A 16,576-nucleotide genomic window follows, 5' to 3' on the forward strand; every position below is an offset into this window, starting at 1 on the left:
GCAATGCCGGACGCTGGGGGGCGTATGGGAAGCACGGGCACAGTGCTGCGCGAATTGCGCGGCGCACAGAAGAGCGCCAAGGGCGTCTCGCTCTACTCGCGGTACGTGAACCGGCCCACCGGGCGCGTGCTCGCGGCCGGGGCGTACCGGGCGGGCATGACGCCCAATCAAGTCACGCTGACCAGCGGACTGTTCACCTACGGAGCACTGGCCTCGGTCGCGCTCGTCGAGCCGTCCTGGACGCTCGGCGTCCTGGTCTGGGCGGCCCTCGCGGTCGGCTTCGCCTTCGACTCCGCCGACGGGCAGCTCGCCCGGCTCACCGGCGGGGGAGGGCCCGACGGGGAGTGGCTGGACCATGTCGTGGACTGCGGGAAGCTGCTGCTCGTCCACGCCGCCGTCCTGATCTCCTTCTACCGCTTCGGGGAACTGCCATCCGAGGCATGGCTGTTGCTCCCGCTGGGCTTCCAGCTGGCGGCGGTGGTCACCTTCTGCGCGGGTCTGCTGCGCGAGCAGCTCGGCAAGGCGGCGGCGAGTGCCCGGGGCCCGTCCTGGGCGGCTCCGGAGGCCGCCGCGCCCGTCTCACGGGTCCGGGCCGTGGCGCTGCTGCCCGCCGACTACGGGGTGTTCTGCCTGGTGTTCCTGCTGCTCGGCGCACCCGGGGCGTTCCGCGCCGGGTACGCCGTGCTCGCGGTGGTGCAGGCGGTGTTCCTGGCGGCCTTCCTCGCCAAGTGGTTCAGGGAGCTGAAAGCGCTCCGGGCCGGTTGACGAGCACGTCGAGCGCCCGGCGGAGCTGGGTGCTCGACGTGTGCACGGTGTACGGGAAGTAGACGACCTCCACGCCCACTTCGGCGAAGTCGCGCTCCAGCTTCTCCCCCTTGTCCGTGCCTCTCCAGTCGTCTCCCTTGAAGATCACGTCGAACCGGACCTGCTGCCAGGTCTCGACCTTGTCCGGCACGGTCTCCACGAACGCGGCGTCCACGAAGCGCACGCTGCGGACGATCTCCAGTCGTTCGCGGAGCGGGATCATCGGCGTGTGCCCCTTGGCGAGGGCGGCCATCTCGTCCGACACGACCCCCGCGACCAGGTAGTCGCACTGGCTGCGGGCGTGCCGCAGGATGTTGAGGTGCCCGACGTGGAACAGGTCGTACACCCCGGGTGCGTAACCCACCCTGTGCTGCACCATCCGTATCTCTCCCCCCACGGTGAACGTGATCCGGTGATGTTCCAACGACCTTACTGTGAAGAACACTTGTGCAAGCCGTGAACGGATAAGCTCGGCAGGGGCTGTTCCCCGATGGGGGCAGCGGCTGTCGTGGGGGGAAGGCGATCGTCCGATGTCCGAAGCGTCAAGGCCCAGTCCGATCCGAGGCCGCCGTCTTCTGGTGGTTTCGACCAACTACGCACCGGAGCTGACGGGCATAGGCCCGTACGCCACGCAACTGGCCGAGCACTGGGCGGCGTCCGGGGCCCGGGTCCGCGCACTCACCGGCATGCCGCACTACCCCTCCTGGCAGGTGGAGGAGGGATACCGGGACGTATGGAGGACGGTGGAGATACGCGGCGGCGTCGGCGTGCACCGGCGCCGGCACTATGTGCCGCCCCGTCAGACCGCGCTCCGCAGAGCGGCGTTCGAGGCGAGCGTCCTCGCCACCGGCCTGTTCGCCCCACCGCCCGGGCGCCCCGACGCCGTGGTCTCCCAGATGCCCAGCCTCGCGGGCGGCGTCATCGGAGCCCGCCTCGCCCGTCGCCACCGCGTCCCCCACATACCCGTCGTCCAGGACCTGATGGGCGCCGCCGCCGCACAGAGCGGCATCCGGGGCGGCGACAGGGCCGCCGCCGTCGCCGCTGCCGCCGAGCGGTACGCCCTGCGCGGGGCCGCCCTCGTCGGCGTCATCCACGAGAGCTTCGTCCCCGGCGTCACCGCTCTCGGCGTCGACCCCGGGCGCATCCGCCTCGTCCCCAACTGGACCCATGTGCAGGGCCCCACCGCCGACCGCGCCGCGACCCGCGCCCGGCTCGGCTGGCCCGAGGGCACCCCGGTCGTCCTGCACTCCGGCAACATGGGGCTCAAGCAGGGCCTCGACGTCCTGGTGGACACCGCCCGCCTCGCCCCCGACGTCCGCGTCGTCCTGATGGGCGACGGCAACCAGCGCGAGGCCCTGCGGGCCCGCGCCGAGGGGCTGGCCAACGTGGACTTCCTGGAACCCGCGTCGGCCGAGGAGTTCACCGACGTCCTCGCCGCCGCCGACGTCCTCGCGGTCACCCAGCGCGCCTCGGTCCTCGACATGAGCGTCCCCTCCAAGCTCACCTCGTACTTCACCTCCGGACGCCCCGTGATCGCCTCCGTCGCCGACGAGGGCGGCACCGCCGACGAGGTCCGCCGCTCCGGCGCCGGGGCCCTCGTCGCCCCCGAGGACCCGGCCGCCCTGCTGGAGGCGCTGCGGAAGCTGGCCGCCGACCCGGCCGCCGCCGACGCCCTCGGGGCCGAGGGCCCGCGCTACGTCGCCCGCCACCTGAGCCGGGAGGCGGGCCTCGCCCGCTTCGACGACCTGCTCGCCGAGGCCCTGCCGGACACGCAAGGGAGCCCCCGCCGATGACGCCGCACCACCGCGCCCCGGACGACCACGACGAGCCGGCGCTCCTGCGCGACCAGTTCCGCCAACTCCTGCGCTACCGGCCCCTGCTCGTCTGCGGAGTCGTCGTCGGCCTGCTCGGCGGCGGCTACCTCGCCCTCGGCGGCGACGACACCTACACCGCCACCGGCGAGGTGCTCGTCCGCTCCGCGATCTCCGACCCCTTCGCCGCCGGATCCACCGCCGACAAGGGCATCAACATCGGCTCCGAGCGCCAGACCGCCGTCAGCGACACGGTGGGCACCCTGGCCGCCGGGACCCTGCTCAAGGCGGGCGACGACGTCACCGCCCGCAAGCTGCTCAGCGGGCTCCAGGTGACCAACCCGCCCAACACCCTCACCCTCCGCTTCACCTACACCGCCGCCGCTCCCGAGCAGGCCCGCGCCCGCGCCGAAGCCCTCGCCGTGGCCTATCTCGCCCACCGCAAGGCGCGCACCGAGGAGAGCATCCAAAACATGTCCGACGGCTACCGGGCCCAGCTCGGACCGCTGGAGGAGAAGCGCGACCTGCTGGAGGACCAGATCGAGGCCGGAGCGGAGGACGACGTCAGCAGCGCCCGCGCCAACATCATCGTCTCCATCTCCGAGCTGAGCCGGAAGATCTCCGAGCTGAAGGCCCTGGACACCACCCCCGGCTACCTCAACAAGAAGCCCGTCGCCCCCACATCACCCGCCGGCCCCGGCCTGCCCCTGCTCCTCGGGCTCGGCGGCGTCGTCGGCCTCGCCCTCGGACTGCTGCTCTCCTGGGTGCGCCTCGTCTTCGACCCCGCCGTACGCTCCCCCCGGGAACTGGTCCGCTCGCTCGGCGCCCCCCTGCTCGGCACCCTGCCCCGCGAACGCGGGGCCGCCGGCCGCCTGCTCGCCATCGGGCGCGGCACCTCACGGCTGGCCGAGGAGTACCGCGCCGTCGCCTTCCGGCTCGCCTACGACCCGTCGTTCGCCGAGAGCCGCCGGCTGCTGGTCACCGCCCCCCGCGGCGACAACACGGCCGCCGCCGCGGCGGCGGCCAACCTCGCCGCCGCCTTCGCCGAGATGGGCCGCGACGTCCTGCTCGTCGAGGCCGACCTGCGCACCCCCTCCCTCGCCCGCGACCTCGGCTCCGGCTCCCACGAGGTGCGCCCACCGCGCTGGGCCGCCGAGGAGGGCGGCGGCTGGCCCGCCCGCGGTCGCACCCATGTGGACGTCCCCGGGTCCGGGGCCTTCGCCCTGATCCCCGGGACCACCGTCGACAACGTCCCGCGCGCCCTGACCTCACCACCCGTCGGCCGCATCGTCGCCGAGGCCGACCGGGCCGGCAACGTCGTCATCGTCCTCGCCCCGCCCGTCCTGTCCTACGCGGACGCGGTCGCCCTGGTCGACCGGGTGGAGGGCGTCATGATCGTCTGCGACCCGCGCGCGGTGCACCGCAGCGACCTGGAACGCATCCGCGAGATCATCGGCGCCTCCGGGGGCTCCGTTCTCGGCGCGCTGCTGCACCCCGGCCGGCGGCGGCTCGGGCGGACGGAGCGGCGGGCGAAGCCCACCCGGCGCCGGGGTGGCGGAGGACCGGGCCGCACCGCCGAGCCGGACGCACCCGAGATCTCCGGGGATCCCACCGAGACCCTCGGCCTGCGCACCTTCACCCAGCCGGCCGCGCGCAGGTGAGAGCCCGCACCGCCGTCCTCTGCTCGGTCGCCGACCAAGGAGTGGCGGCGCTCACCAACATCCTGGTGCTCCTCGCCGCCGCCCGGCTCTCCACCGTCACCGACTTCGCCCGCTTCTCCGCGGTCTACCTGGTCTTCACGGTGCTCCTCGGCGTCTCGGGCGCGTACACCGGGCAGCCGCTGGTCCTCAAGCGCGGCGCGGGGGAGGAGACCCGGGGCGCCTGCCGGTCCGCCGTCGCCTTCACCCTCCTCGCCTCGGCCTGCCTCGGCGCGCTGCTCGCGGCCGTCTGCGCCCTCGTCCCGGGCGACACCGCCCGCGCGCTGATGATGCTCGGCCTCGTGCTCCCCGTGGTGCTGGGGCAGGACGCCGCGCGCTACGCCTTCTCCACCCTCCAGCGACCCCATCTGGCCCTGTTCGCCGACCTGTTGCGGCTCGGCGGCGTGCTGGGGGCGCTCTTTGCGCAGGACTACGGAGCCTCTCCGGCCCGGCTGATCGCCGTCTGGGGCCTCTCCGCCCTGCCCGCCCTGCTCCTGTCGGCCGCCCTGGTGCACCGGGCCACCGCGGGCGCCCCGGTGCGGCTCCGGCCGATGCTGCGGCGCGGCCACCTCGGACAGCGCTTCACCGTCGAGTTCGGCGTCGGCAACGCGACCGGTCAGCTGTCGGTCCTCGGCCTCGGCGCGGTGGGCAACCCGCTCCTCGTCGGCGCGCTGCGCGGGGCGACCACCCTGTTCGGACCGCTGAACGTGCTCTACACCTCGGCCACCTCCTTCGGACCCCCGCTGCTCGGCCGGGTCGGCGACGAGCGCCGCCGGATCCGGGCCACCGCCGCCCTCGCCGCCGTCCTCGCGGGAACCGCCGCGCTCTGGGCCACCGTGCTCGCCCTGCTGCCCGACCCCGCCGGACGCGAACTGCTGGGCGACACCTGGCCCACGGCCGCCGCCCTGCTCCCCGCCACCGGCAGCCAGTACGCGGCGATGGCCGTCGGCACCTGCGGGCTGCTCGCCCTGCGCATGCTCGACCCGCGCACCACGCTCTCCATCCAGGTCGTCTTCTCGCTCACCGCCGTGGCGTTCCTCGCGGGCGGTTACGTCGTCGGGGGCGTCCCGGGCGCCGCCTGGGGGCTCGCCCTGGGCTCGCTCGGCAAGGCCCTCGCGACCTGGATCAGGGTGGCCAGGATCCGCCGCCGGGGACCCGCGCACCGGGAGCCCGTCAGCGCCGACGCGCTTCCCGCTGCTCCCTGAACGTGGTGATCAGCGCCAGGCACAGCGCCGCGATGGCGAGCTTCCCCACCGCCTGGAGCAGCGGACCGCGCAGCAGGATGAAGGTGTAGCCGGCGATCAGCGGGGCCGCGATCGCCAGCACACTCGCCGGCCCCGGCCCCGCCCGGGTGACCGCGAGGGCGTACCTGCGGTCGGTGCGGGCCGCCGCGTAGCCGATCAGCGCCAGCCCGCCGACCAGCCCCGCCGGGCCGAAATCGACCCAGAACTCGGTCCACAGCGGGGCCGAGAGGTTCGTCATCCGCAGCCCCATCCACTGCCCGACCCGCACCCCGGTGTCCTCCGGCTTCCCGCTCCACAGCGCGCGCGGCACGAAGAACAGCGCTGAGCCCGTCAGTTGGCGGCCGTAGGTGTGTCCCCGGGTGTCCACCCACGAGACGGTGTTGGCGAACATCACCATCTGGTCGTAGTCCTTGGTCACCAGCGGCTCGAAGACCGAAGCCGACTGGACGGGCCGCTGGCCCCCCTCCTCGTAGCGGAACCTGTCCGCGTACGGGAACACCACCAGCGCCCCCACCACCCCCGTCGTCAGCACGGTGCGGTAGAACGCCGCACTGCTCGGGAACGCGGTGAACACGAACGCCATCAGCACCGTCAGGAACCAGTAACGGGCATTGGAAATCGGGTTGTTCACCACCAGGTTCAGCGCCGCCAGCGCCACCCACACCAGCACCGTCGAGGGGGTGCGCCGGGCGCGGCGGGAGGTTGCCAGGCGGCGGGTGTAGAACAGCAGCGCCAGCAGCGCCGGGACCTGGCCGAAGCCCTTGATGAACGCCGAGCCCACGTTGGAGCCCTCCGCCACCACCCCGCTCGCCGCCACCGTCTCGTTGATCTCCTGCCGACTGGAGAAGAAGACGCCGGGACCGCCCAGCTTCAGCACGTAGAACGCGCTCGCCACGAACGCCACCACCACCAGGATCCGCAGCCGCACCGGATGCGCCCGGGCGGGCCCGCCGCCCGAGCCCCGGACGGAGGGCGTCCGGCGGCGCAGCGGACGGCGGGAGGCCAGCAGCGCCCCCAGGTCGTAGGCCGCGCACCCCACCAGGATCATCGAGATGGCGGTCACCAGGTCCTGGCGCGGTCCCACCATCGGCGTCGGCGTCTGCTCGATCACCACCTGGGCGAACGGCGCCACGCCCATCGCGATGTACACGAACATCCAGAAGACGCCCTGGAGCAGCCGCCGCCGGGTCGAGAGGATCATCGTCGCCAGCCGGGCCCCCGCGTAGCACGTCAGCACCAACTGGAGCCAGTACGCCGTGTCCCGGACCCCGCCGCCGGGCTGGGCGGCTATCACCGCGGGCAGGAAGCAGACCAGGCCCAGGATGAGCGGCACGGACAGCGCCCGCGACAGCATCGACCAGGCGATCCGCCGCTCCGGGGGGCCGCCGGGCTCTTTTGGCCCCGCCGGTAGCCCGTTCACGCGGTCGGCCTCGCTCCGCGCCGACGTGTGCACCGACGTCATGCGCCCCCCCCGGGATCAGTGAACCGCTGGACACTCTAACGAATCGGCCCATATGAGGAAGACCGATGGCTACGCTGTGAACAAGTAGCCATGGTCGAGGGGAACTCCGGTGAAAATCCTGCACGTTGTCACGCTCCACACCCCGGATCACGCCTTCGGTGGACCGACCCGGGTGGCGTTCAACCTGTCCAGGGTCCAGCGGGCCGCCGGGGACGACGCCCGCGTCATGGCCCTCGGCGACGGCTTCCCCGGCGGTGAGCTGCCCGGCCAGGTCGAGGGAGTTCCGGTCCACCTCTTCCAGGCGCGGCACCTGCTCCCGATGTTCGAGGTCAGCGGCATCACCTCCGCCGCACTGCTGAACACCGCGCGCCGCATGATGCGCGGCGCCGACCTCGTACACGTCCATCTGATGCGGGACCTGGTCACCCTGCCCGCGGCGCTTCTCGCACTCGCGACCCGGACGCCCCTGGTCGTCCAGACCCACGGCATGATCGACCCCACCGAGAAGAAGGTGGCCCAGCTCACCGACCTGCTCGGGGTCCGCAAGGTGCTGCGCGAGGCCGACGCGGTCCTGCACCTCACCGAGATGGAGCGGGTCGATGTGAACGCCGTCGCCGCCCCCGTCCCGCTCACCCGCACCGTACGGCTGGTCAACGGGGTGCGCCCGCAGGAGCGCAAGCCCGCCCGCGAGCCGGGCCGTCCGCCCACCGTGCTGTACCTGGCCCGGATCCAGAAGCGCAAGCGCCCCGAGGACTTCGTCGCCGCGATGCCGCACGTCCTCGTCCGTCACCCGGACGCCCGGTTCGTGCTGGCCGGGCCGGACACCGGCGCGCTGGCCGGCACCCTCGCCCTGGCCCGGAAGCTGGGGGTGGCCGACTCCCTGGACCACGTGGGTCCGCTGGAGCACGACGAGGTCCTCGCCGCCGACCGCGCGGCCGACGTGTATGTGCTGCCGGCGATCGAGGAGCCGTTCCCGGTCTCGGTGCTGGAGGCGATGTCGGTCGGCACCCCGGTCGTCATCACCCGCACCTGCGGGCAGGCCCCGGATGTGGCGGGGGCGGGGTCGGGCCGGGTCATCGACAGCCGGGTCGGGGAGGACGCGGCCAACGCCCGCAAGGTCGCCGACGCGATCCTGGAGCTGCTGGAGCCGGAGGCCGCCGAGCAGGCGGGCAAGGCCGCCTGGGAGCTGGTCAACGAGCAGTTCACCATCGAGGCCGTCACCGCCACCCTCCGGCGGACCTATGAGGACGTGGTCCGCCGGAGGCGCGGGTGATGGCCACCTTCTTCGTCAACGCATGGGCCGTTCCCTGGACTTGAGGGCGATCTGCCAGCGGTAGAAGCTCATCGCCAGCGCGAAGTCGAAGCCCGCCCGGCCGTCCAGGAAACCCCGCTTGTAGAGGTACATGTAGGCGAAGGACACCACCGGCTTGAACGGCGCCTTGTGGAACAACTGCCCCTGACGGGACTTGACCTGGCGCACCTGCTCCTTCACCTCGGGGTGCTGCTCCAGCCACGCCTCCCAGTCCGAGTAGCGGTTGTGCCGCTCGAACCAGGCGGTCACCGGATCGAGGTCCTGGTGCTCGATCGGGTGGGTGAGCGTCCCCACGGTCGCCGCGACCGGCTGGTAGTGGCCCTCGACCTCACCGATGCCCGGGGCGTCGAGGTCCCCGACCTCCGGGTAGTGGCAGCGGGTCCGGTCGGTCAACGAGCGCTTGCGGATGGTGTATCCGTGCCGCAGCCGCTTCCCCGAGAACCAGTAGCCGAGCGGTATGTCGTACGCCGCCGGCTTCGGGGCCGCCGGGTCCCGGAAGGTCGCCCGCAGCTCGGCCAGCAGCCCGGGGCTCAGCCGTTCGTCGCCGTCCAGGAGCAGGATCCAGTCCAGATCGGTGCGGACGTTCTCCAGGCACCACTGCTTCTTGCGCGGGTGGCCCCCGTCCCAGGTGTACGTGACCACCTCCGCGCCGCACTCCTCGGCGATCTTGACGGTGTCGTCGGTGCTGTGGGAGTCCACCACCACGACGGCCTCGAAGTGGCCGAGCACCGATCTCACCGCCTCCGCGATGTTCAGCCCCTCGTTCTTCGTGGGGATCGCCACGGCTATCGGCAGCTTCGGCTTTCCTGCGGTCATCCGTCGGCTCCTTCGGGCAGCCAGGCGTAGCAGCCTGTGGAGGTGAACGTACGGGCGGACTTCGGGATCGTGATCGTGCGTGACGTGCCGGTGTCGGACGCGCCCGAGGACAGCTCCTTGCCGCCGGCTCCGATGATCCGCCAGGTGCAGGCCGTGGTGGGGGAGGCGGACCGGTAGACGCCTGGCCGGAGCCGGTCCCCGGTGTGCGTGCCGTCGGGGTAGGCGTACGCCGCCTCGTCCACCAGGTCCTGGTGCCGGGGGCAGAGGCCGGCGACCGCGTCCGCCGCGTCCGGGATCTCGTCCGTCGCGATGGCGCCGACGGCGGTGTCCCGGTCGGCCTTGACCAGGTAGCGGAGCCTGTCGCACGCCTCCTGGCCGGTCTGGAGCACGGCGGCCGGGTCCATGCCCTTCGGCACCCGGTCCGCCAGGTACTCCCGCTGCTTCTCGGTGAACGTCCCGGTGGCCGGGGTGATCTCGTCGGACGGTGTCTTTCGGCCCGTGGCGGGGGCGGCGGGGCCGGCGGCGGCCGGTTCCCCGGGCTCCCCGGCGGCGGGCTTGGCGGGCGGGGTGGGCGTGGCGGCGGACGGGCCGGGGGCGGCGGGCCCGGAGGCCGCGGGGCGCTGGGCGCCCGCGGCCTCCGGGCCGTTCCCGCCGGCGGACGAGCCGCAGGCGGCCAGCGCCGCCGTCGCCATGACGACGACGGCGCCGGCCAGGAACGGGTTCCTCATCGGATCAGCCATTCCTCAGGGCGTAGTGCGCGCTGACCTGCGAACCGCTCAGCGTGGTCGGGTAGACGGCGGTCTCGTCGATCTGTCCGGCGAAGAAGTCGCTCGTCGGCCGGCTCGGCCAGCCGGACAGAGTGTCCCCGCCGACGCGCCAGTATCCCGGGTTGCCGTCATTGCCGGAGACCAGGATGTTCGACGCGCGCAGCTGCCCGTCGACGTACAGCGCCATGCCCTGCCCCAGGGGGCCCTGGGTGGCGACGACGTGGTGCCACTGTCCGTCGTTGTAGGCGGAAGAGGTCGAGATGGTCCGTGCCCCGTTGCTCTGGACGCCGAACACGAGCCGCCCGTCGTTGCGCATGTAGACGTTCTTGTCCTGACGGGTGCTGTTCTGCTGCGTCTTGTTCCCGAAGCCGATGATCTTCCCGCCGTTCCTGGTGGTGGTCCTGATCCAGGTCTCCACCGAGAACCGGCCCGGCGCGGCGTGCAGCCGGTTGCCGAACGCGTAGTCGTCGGCGCCGTTGAAGCCGATCGCCGTCGAGGGCCCGGCGACCGCCGCCGGGGTCTGCTGGTAGGCGGGGCCGTTGCGCAGGAAGCCGTTGTTCAGGTTTCCGCTGCTGTCGTGGGCGAACGTCGACGTGCCCTCGTCGTAGCGCCAGTAGAGGGTCGCCCCGTCGGACCTGACCCGGGCCGGGTACGCCTCCGCCGTGCTCGCCACGGTCGCCGACTGGGCCGGGGACTTGGCGCTGGTGTTGGTGCCGTCGCTCGCGGTGATCCGGTACGAGTGGGTCTCGCCCGGGGCGACGTCGGTGTCCGTCCAGGTCAGCTGGGGCCGGTCCCAGAAGACCGAGTAGCCGGTCGTCGTGTGGACCGGGGTGTTCGAGCCGTCCTTGTAGATCCGGTAGGTCAGCTCACCGTCGTCGGTGTCGAAGCTGGTCTGCCAGTTCACGTCGATCCGCCCCGGGGTCAGCGTGGACAGGCTGACATTGGGCACCCAGGGCGATCCCGTGTCCGGACCGTCCGCGAACCGGGTGAGGCCCTGCTGCGGTCTGCTGTTGACGGTGGTGAACTCGCCGCCCACCCAGAGGTAGTGGCTGCCGCCGCTGCTCACCTGGCTCATCACCCGCGGTCCGACCGGCTCGCCGATGCCGTCGTTGGTGTCCGGGAACCACGGGAGCAGCTTCGGGTCGTCGACCGACTGGGCCAGCAGATGCTTGCGCGGCTGGTCGGGGAAGGCGCCCATGCTGGCGCAGTCGTGGGCGTGGCTGCCGCTGTAGAGCACGCCCGAGTGCACCAGCACCGCCTGGGTCGCGCCGAGGCAGGTGTCCCGCCAGCGCTGCTCGAAGTCGTCGAGGTCCAGGGCGATGCGCCCGTCGAACACCCCGCCGCCGGTGCCCTCGTTGCCGGTGTAGAAGCCGGTGGCGTCGGTGGTGATGTCCTGGACCGTGGAGTTGTTGTGGATGAACCCCGGGTAGGACTTGGCCAGTTGTCCGCTGGTGGCGTCGACCACGGCCAGCGCGTGCGTGTTCGTGCCGTTGATCCGGAAGAAGTCACCTCCGAGCAGCACGTGGCGCCCGTCCGGAGTCACCTCGACCGCCCGCGCGACCTCGTCGGCGTTGGCCGTGAAGGGCAGTAGCGAGGCTCCGGTCGTCACGGCGGCGAAGTGGCTCCTGGTCTGCCCGCCGACCGTGGTGAAGTCGCCCGCCAGATAGACCGTGTCGTCGGTGACGGCGAGGCCCCGCACGGTGGCCGAGACCCCGATCTTGAAGTTGTTGCGGACCGTGCAGGTCTCGGTGTCGATCGCCGCGATGTTGCTGACCCCGACACCGTTGACCGCCCCGAACTGGCCCCCCGCGTACAGCGTATCGCCGTCCGGGGACAGGGCCAGGGACCGGACGGTCGCGGTTCCCGAGGAGACGGTGAAGGACAGCGAGCAGTCGGTGGGGGCCCCGGTCGCCGCGTCGAACGCGGCGAAGTTCACCGCGGGCTGTTCGTCCGTTCCCGGGGCGGCGGCGGGGGGCCGCAGGGTCGAGAAGGTGCCGCCCGCGTAGACGACGCCGTCCCCGGCGGCCATCGACCAGACGATGCCGTTGGTCTGCCAGGTCGTGAGGTCGTCCGCGGTGATGGCGACCGGTGGTGTCAGCGCCGCCGCCGGAGAGGTCCCGGCCGCGGTCGCGGTCAGGGCTCCGGCCAGCAGGCCGAGAGCGGCGGAAGCGGCCCGCACACGGCCGCGTCCTCCGGTTCTCCGCCCCGTACTTCTGTTCATCATTCAGCTCCGAAGGTGAGATTCGAGCTGCGGCCTTCAGGCCGCGGGTCCTGCCTCGCCCGACCGGACGCGGCGGACTGTCCGGCCCGCCGCTGGTCGGGGCGAGTGAGTAGGCGGAGCCGAGGCCCCGCCCGGTGCCGGCGCGGTGAGCTCCACCGGGGAACGGTGGAGACGGCGGTCGCGCCGGTGATCTTCCCGGACACGGGCGCGGCTGGCGCCGGCCGGGAGTCGGTGTGACCGACGGCGCGGCCCGGGCGCCGGTGACCGGCACCCCCGCGGCCGCCGTCGGTGGGAACGGCCGTCGGGCCGGACGGGGCCGCCGGGCGGACGCGCGGGAACGTGCCGCCCGGCCGGTTCACCTGTCCACCCGTACGGCGGCGCCGCTCAGCTGGTCGTCCAGCCGGCGGATGTCGGCGTCGACCATGATGCGGGCCAGCTCGCGCGACCTCACCTCGGGCTTCCAGCCGAGCAGCTGCTCGGCCTTCGACGCGTCGCCGATCAACGCGTCGACCTCGCTGGGGCGTTCGTACTTCGGGTCGTAACGCACGTGCTCGCGCCAGTCGAGCCCCGCGTGCTCGAAGGCGAATTCCACGAACTGCCGGACGCTGACCCCCTCACCGGTGGCGACCACGTAGTCGTCGGGGGTGTCGCACTGGAGCATCCGCCACATGGCGTCCACGTACTCCGGCGCGTACCCCCAGTCCCGGACCGCGTCCAGATTCCCCAGGTGCAGCCGGTCCTGGAGCCCGGCCTTGATCCGGGCGACGCCCCGGGTGATCTTCCGGGTCACGAAGGTCTCGCCGCGGCGCGGCGACTCGTGGTTGAAGAGGATCCCGTTCACCGCGAACATGCCGTACGCCTCGCGGTAGTTGACCGTGGCCCAGTAGGCGTAGACCTTCGCCACGCTGTACGGGCTGCGCGGGTGGAACGAGGTGTCCTCGTTCTGCGGCGGCGGGCTGGCGCCGAACATCTCGGAGGACGAGGCCTGGTAGATCCGGGTCTCGATGCCGCTGGCCCGGACCGCTTCCAGGAGCCGGATGGTGCCGAGCCCCGTGACGTCACCGGTGTACAGCGGGGCGTCGAAGGACACCCGCACATGCGACTGCGCGCCGAGGTTGTAGACCTCGTCGGGCTGGATGTCACGCAGCAGGTTCACCAGCGCCACACCGTCGGACAGGTCCGCGTGGTGCAGGACGAACGAGCGCTCCGGCTCCTCCGGCCCCTGGTAGATGTGGTCGATCCGCTCGGTGTTGAAGCTGGAGGAGCGGCGTATGAGGCCGTGCACCGTGTATCCCTTGTCGAGCAACAACTCGGCCAGATACGAACCGTCCTGGCCGGTCACTCCGGTGATGAGCGCGGTCTTCGCCACGATTCCCCCTTCTCTGCTGATCGCCTCGGCGGCGATGGTCACCGACATATCTGAATTAAGGCGTTCTGCGGCGAAGTGTCACCGCAGTTCCCTTCTGCTGGCACAATCCGAGCCATGACGACCGAACTTCCCGTCCCTTCCCAGGAATCCGACCGCTCCCTACTGAGGCCGGGCTCCCGCATATTCGTCGCGGGACACCGCGGCCTGGTCGGTTCGGCGGTGGCCCGCCGCCTCGCCGACGACGGCCACGAGGTGCTCACCCGCGGCCGTGACCTCCTCGATCTGCGCGACGCCGCGCGGACCGGGGCGTATCTGAAGGAGGTGCGCCCGGACGCCGTGGTGCTGGCCGCCGCCAAGGTGGGCGGGATCATGGCCAACAGCACCTACCCCGTGCAGTTCCTGGAGGACAACCTGCGCATCCAGCTCAGCGTGGTCGCCGGTGCGCACGCGGCCGGGGTCGAGCGGCTGCTCTTTCTCGGCTCGTCGTGCATCTACCCCCGGCTCGCGCCCCAGCCGATCCGTGAGGACGCGCTGCTCACCGGCGAGCTGGAGCCCACCAACGAGGCGTACGCCCTCGCCAAGATCGCGGGAATCGTCCAGATCCAGTCGTACCGGCGGCAGTACGGCGCCTCCTACATCAGCGCCATGCCCACCAATCTCTACGGGCCCGGCGACAACTTCGACCTGGAGACCTCGCACGTCCTGCCCGCGCTGATCCGCCGCTTCCACGAGGCGCGACGGGACGGGGCCCCCGAGGTGACCCTGTGGGGCTCCGGCTCCCCCCGCCGCGAGTTCCTCCACGTCGACGACCTGGCCGCCGCCTGCGTCACCCTGCTGGAGGCCTACGACGGCGACGAGCCCGTCAACATCGGCTGCGGAGAGGACCTCACCATCCGTGAACTCGCCCGGACCGTCGCCGAGGTGACGGAGTATCGGGGAAGCATCGGCTGGGACACGTCGAAGCCCGACGGGACGCCCCGCAAGCTGCTCGACGTCACCCGCCTCTCCTCCCTCGGATTCACGCCGCGGATCCCGCTGCGCGACGGCGTGGCCCGCACCTACGCCTGGTGGCTCGGCCAACTTCAGCCCGGACAGTGACCGTTCGCCGCCGGGAGGTGTCTCGCGGCGGCGAACCGGCGGTGTCTGACGCATCCGCACCCTGCCGTCCTCAGTACGCCCCGCGGCCGTCGGCGACGGCGCGCACGGTGCGGGCGAGAAGTCCCATGTCGGCTGCCACCGACCAGTTGTCGACGTACCAGAGGTCGAGCGAGACGGTCTCCTGCCAGGACAGATCGGAGCGCCCGCTCACCTGCCACAGCCCCGTCAGCCCCGGTTTCACGGTGAGCCGGCGGTGCTCCCTCTCGTCGTACCGCGAGGCCTCCTCCGGCAGCGGCGGGCGCGGCCCCACCAACGACATCTGTCCCAGCAACACGTTGACCAGCTGGGGGAGTTCATCGATCGACGTCCGCCGCAGCAGCCGTCCGACCGGCGTCACCCGGGGGTCGCCGCGCATCTTGAACAACGGGCCGTCCGCCTCGTTGCTCGCGGCCAGCCGCGCCTTGAGGTGCTCCGCGTCGGCCACCATCGTGCGGAACTTCCACATGGTGAACGGCCGGTTGTGCTGCCCCTGCCGGACCTGCCGGTGGAAGACCGGCCCCCGCGAGGACAGCCCGACGCTGAGCGCCACCGCCAGGAGCAGGGGGGTCAGGGCCAGCAGCCCCACCAGGGCCCCCGTGCGGTCCAGCACGTTCTTCAGCACCGTCTGCGGCCCCCCGCGCAGCGGCGGCGCTATGTGCAGCAGGGTGAGTCCGGCCGCCGTGACGGGGCGCACCCGCTCGGCCGCCACCCCGGGCAGCTCCGAGACCACGGACAGGGCGACGCCCCCGTCGTGCAGCCCCCAGCCGAGCCGACGCAGCCGGTCCCCGGTCAGCTGGGGCCCGGGAGCCACCAGCACCAGGTCCGCCGCGTGCGCGTAGACCCCGCCGAGCACCGTCGACACGTCGTCGTCGGCCGGGCAGCCCGCGAGGCGCCCCGGCACCTGCACCCCGTCCAGCTCCAGCCGGGCGGTGCCCACGGGTATGGCCGCGACCAGGCGGTAGTCGTGGTCCGTACGGGAGTTGAGTAACTCCGCCGCCCGGCCCACGGCCGAGGCCTCGCCGACCAGGAGCACCCGGCGGGCCCGGTGGCCCCGTCGCCCGGACCGCTGCCACCGGCGCACCCCCGCCACCGCCGTGGCGATGAGCAGCCCCGGTGTCACGGCCACGACGGCCGTGGCCGGGTCCACCGGGGCGTCCGCCGCCGTGTGCAGGACGGCCAGCAGTCCGATGAGCACGAGCCAGTCCCCGACGGAACCGAGCGCGCCGCCGGGTCCGGTCCCCGGCCGGTCGGTGTACCGCCCCCGGACGCCGCGCAGCCCGGCCCAGACCAGCCCCGCCACCGCCGCGGCCGCCATCGGGCGCGGCTGGTCGCCGGCGCGCAGCAGCAGCCAGGCCGGACCGGCCAGACCCAGCAGGTCGGTCAGTGCGGCGAGGGCCGGGCCGGGCGCCGGCTTTCGCCGGGACGGTGCCCGGCCGGCCGGGTCGCGCTGTGCTGTCGGGGCCCTCCACAGCTGTTCCAGGGCCGCCGTGCGGTTCCGGGACGCGGCGGTGCGGGGGCGCGGCGCACCCCGGAGCCCCACCGGTCCGGATAGGTCGGTATCAGGTATTTCGACATGCCCCATGAACCCCCCAGTCACAGTCGCACCCCCACAAACGCGACGCATCCGCCGATCCCATGGACTGACGGATGCGCCCTCGCTCGGTGCACGATATCCACACACGTGCCATTTCGCTGGAGTTCTCGTGAAGTTCAGACGGCTCGGCCCAGACGGCTCCGATCGGCCGGAACCGTCCGATGTCGCCTTGTGGGTACGGATGTTGATGGAGCGACAGATCGGTAAGCGCTTGTGCGCGGCGGCGTCGGGGGGCGTCCTGCGGAGGCCGCGGCTCCGGTGTGCTCCGGCGGGAACGCGCTAACCCCCTGGCAGGAGCCGTGCCCGGCCAGGGGGTTCGCGGACGCGCCCGCCCGCCCGGGG

At 72.6% G+C, this 16,576-nt stretch carries 13 protein-coding genes; 6 read left to right on the forward strand and 7 right to left on the reverse strand.

Translation table 11 applies throughout. From position 1 onward, the window contains the following. Positions 1 to 24 precede the first annotated feature (24 nt). Positions 25 to 765 carry a CDP-alcohol phosphatidyltransferase family protein gene (locus tag DTB53_RS26585; protein WP_003965603.1) on the forward strand — a complete coding sequence of 247 codons (741 nt, stop codon included), beginning with the start codon at positions 25 to 27 and terminating at the stop codon, positions 763 to 765. Here the strand turns inward: DTB53_RS26585 and DTB53_RS26590 are convergent. Beyond that, on the reverse strand, positions 734 to 1,183 hold the full coding sequence (locus DTB53_RS26590) for an FAD synthase family protein (protein ID WP_003965602.1): 450 nt from the start codon (positions 1,181 to 1,183) through the stop codon (positions 734 to 736). The genes DTB53_RS26585 and DTB53_RS26590 overlap by 32 nt on opposite strands. 151 nt (positions 1,184 to 1,334) lie before the next feature. Here DTB53_RS26590 and DTB53_RS26595 point away from each other — a divergent pair, with 151 nt between their 5' ends. From DTB53_RS26595 to DTB53_RS26605, 3 genes are read left to right on the forward strand one after another with little or no spacing between them, the layout of a single operon-like run. Beyond that, positions 1,335 to 2,597, forward strand: a complete 1,263-nt coding sequence (locus DTB53_RS26595) for a glycosyltransferase (protein ID WP_012378616.1) — start codon at positions 1,335 to 1,337, stop codon at positions 2,595 to 2,597. Next, the gene (locus DTB53_RS26600) at positions 2,594 to 4,276 is read left to right on the forward strand and encodes a hypothetical protein (RefSeq protein ID WP_003965600.1); all 1,683 of its coding nucleotides are present in this window, start codon (positions 2,594 to 2,596) and stop codon (positions 4,274 to 4,276) included. Before DTB53_RS26595 ends, DTB53_RS26600 begins: the two co-directional genes overlap by 4 nt. After that, positions 4,273 to 5,517 carry an MATE family efflux transporter gene (locus DTB53_RS26605; RefSeq protein ID WP_012378615.1) on the forward strand — a complete coding sequence of 415 codons (1,245 nt, stop codon included), beginning with the start codon at positions 4,273 to 4,275 and terminating at the stop codon, positions 5,515 to 5,517. The genes DTB53_RS26600 and DTB53_RS26605 overlap by 4 nt, the downstream gene beginning before the upstream one ends. On the opposite strand, the gene DTB53_RS26610 is transcribed toward DTB53_RS26605, so the two are convergent. Beyond that, entirely contained in the window at positions 5,486 to 7,018 is a 1,533-nt protein-coding gene (locus DTB53_RS26610; RefSeq protein ID WP_012378614.1) for a hypothetical protein, read from the reverse strand. The genes DTB53_RS26605 and DTB53_RS26610 overlap by 32 nt on opposite strands. A 109-nt stretch (positions 7,019 to 7,127) precedes the next feature. Between DTB53_RS26610 and DTB53_RS26615 the strand changes: the two genes are divergently transcribed. Continuing rightward, positions 7,128 to 8,291: a glycosyltransferase gene (locus DTB53_RS26615; protein WP_012378613.1), complete on the forward strand. Its 1,164-nt coding sequence runs from the start codon at positions 7,128 to 7,130 to the stop codon at positions 8,289 to 8,291. 15 nt (positions 8,292 to 8,306) lie between these two features. On the opposite strand, the gene DTB53_RS26620 is transcribed toward DTB53_RS26615, so the two are convergent. The 4 genes from DTB53_RS26620 to gmd all read right to left on the reverse strand — a co-directional run bounded on the left by DTB53_RS26620 (position 8,307) and on the right by gmd (position 13,503). After that, positions 8,307 to 9,146, reverse strand: coding sequence for a glycosyltransferase family 2 protein (locus DTB53_RS26620; RefSeq protein ID WP_003965596.1), 840 nt, complete (start codon positions 9,144 to 9,146; stop codon positions 8,307 to 8,309). Further along, positions 9,143 to 9,874, reverse strand: coding sequence for an Rv1352/Rv1906c domain-containing protein (locus tag DTB53_RS26625; protein ID WP_042495878.1), 732 nt, complete (start codon positions 9,872 to 9,874; stop codon positions 9,143 to 9,145). Before DTB53_RS26625 ends, DTB53_RS26620 begins: the two co-directional genes overlap by 4 nt. A gap of 4 nt (positions 9,875 to 9,878) precedes the next feature. Further along, complete coding sequence (locus DTB53_RS26630; protein WP_042495875.1) at positions 9,879 to 12,137, reverse strand: LamG domain-containing protein; 2,259 nt, start codon at positions 12,135 to 12,137, stop codon at positions 9,879 to 9,881. Between the two features lie 352 nt (positions 12,138 to 12,489). Further along, complete coding sequence (gene gmd / locus DTB53_RS26635; protein ID WP_012378609.1) at positions 12,490 to 13,503, reverse strand: GDP-mannose 4,6-dehydratase; 1,014 nt, start codon at positions 13,501 to 13,503, stop codon at positions 12,490 to 12,492. A 114-nt stretch (positions 13,504 to 13,617) separates the two neighbouring features. On the opposite strand from gmd, the gene DTB53_RS26640 reads away from it, so the two are divergent. Next, a complete protein-coding gene (locus tag DTB53_RS26640; protein WP_012378608.1) occupies positions 13,618 to 14,601 on the forward strand; it encodes a GDP-L-fucose synthase family protein in 984 nt (327 codons plus the stop codon). A 70-nt stretch (positions 14,602 to 14,671) separates the two neighbouring features. On the opposite strand, the gene DTB53_RS26645 is transcribed toward DTB53_RS26640, so the two are convergent. After that, complete coding sequence (locus DTB53_RS26645) at positions 14,672 to 16,180, reverse strand: sugar transferase (RefSeq protein WP_012378607.1); 1,509 nt, start codon at positions 16,178 to 16,180, stop codon at positions 14,672 to 14,674. Positions 16,181 to 16,576: the final 396 nt, after the last annotated feature.

The organism is Streptomyces griseus, from assembly GCF_900460065.1.
GTDB classification, from domain to species: domain Bacteria; phylum Actinomycetota; class Actinomycetes; order Streptomycetales; family Streptomycetaceae; genus Streptomyces; species Streptomyces griseus.

Coding starts and splice junctions, on each gene's coding strand:
- DTB53_RS26595 (WP_012378616.1), top strand. CDS start 1,335: ATGTCCGAAGCGTCAAGGCCCAGTCCGATCCGAGGCCGCCGTCTTCTG.
- DTB53_RS26610 (WP_012378614.1), bottom strand. CDS start 7,018: ATGACGTCGGTGCACACGTCGGCGCGGAGCGAGGCCGACCGCGTGAAC.
- DTB53_RS26620 (WP_003965596.1), bottom strand. CDS start 9,146: ATGACCGCAGGAAAGCCGAAGCTGCCGATAGCCGTGGCGATCCCCACG.
- DTB53_RS26630 (WP_042495875.1), bottom strand. CDS start 12,137: ATGATGAACAGAAGTACGGGGCGGAGAACCGGAGGACGCGGCCGTGTG.
- DTB53_RS26600 (WP_003965600.1), top strand. CDS start 2,594: ATGACGCCGCACCACCGCGCCCCGGACGACCACGACGAGCCGGCGCTC.
- DTB53_RS26625 (WP_042495878.1), bottom strand. CDS start 9,874: ATGAGGAACCCGTTCCTGGCCGGCGCCGTCGTCGTCATGGCGACGGCG.
- DTB53_RS26585 (WP_003965603.1), top strand. CDS start 25: ATGGGAAGCACGGGCACAGTGCTGCGCGAATTGCGCGGCGCACAGAAG.
- DTB53_RS26640 (WP_012378608.1), top strand. CDS start 13,618: ATGACGACCGAACTTCCCGTCCCTTCCCAGGAATCCGACCGCTCCCTA.
- DTB53_RS26590 (WP_003965602.1), bottom strand. CDS start 1,183: ATGGTGCAGCACAGGGTGGGTTACGCACCCGGGGTGTACGACCTGTTC.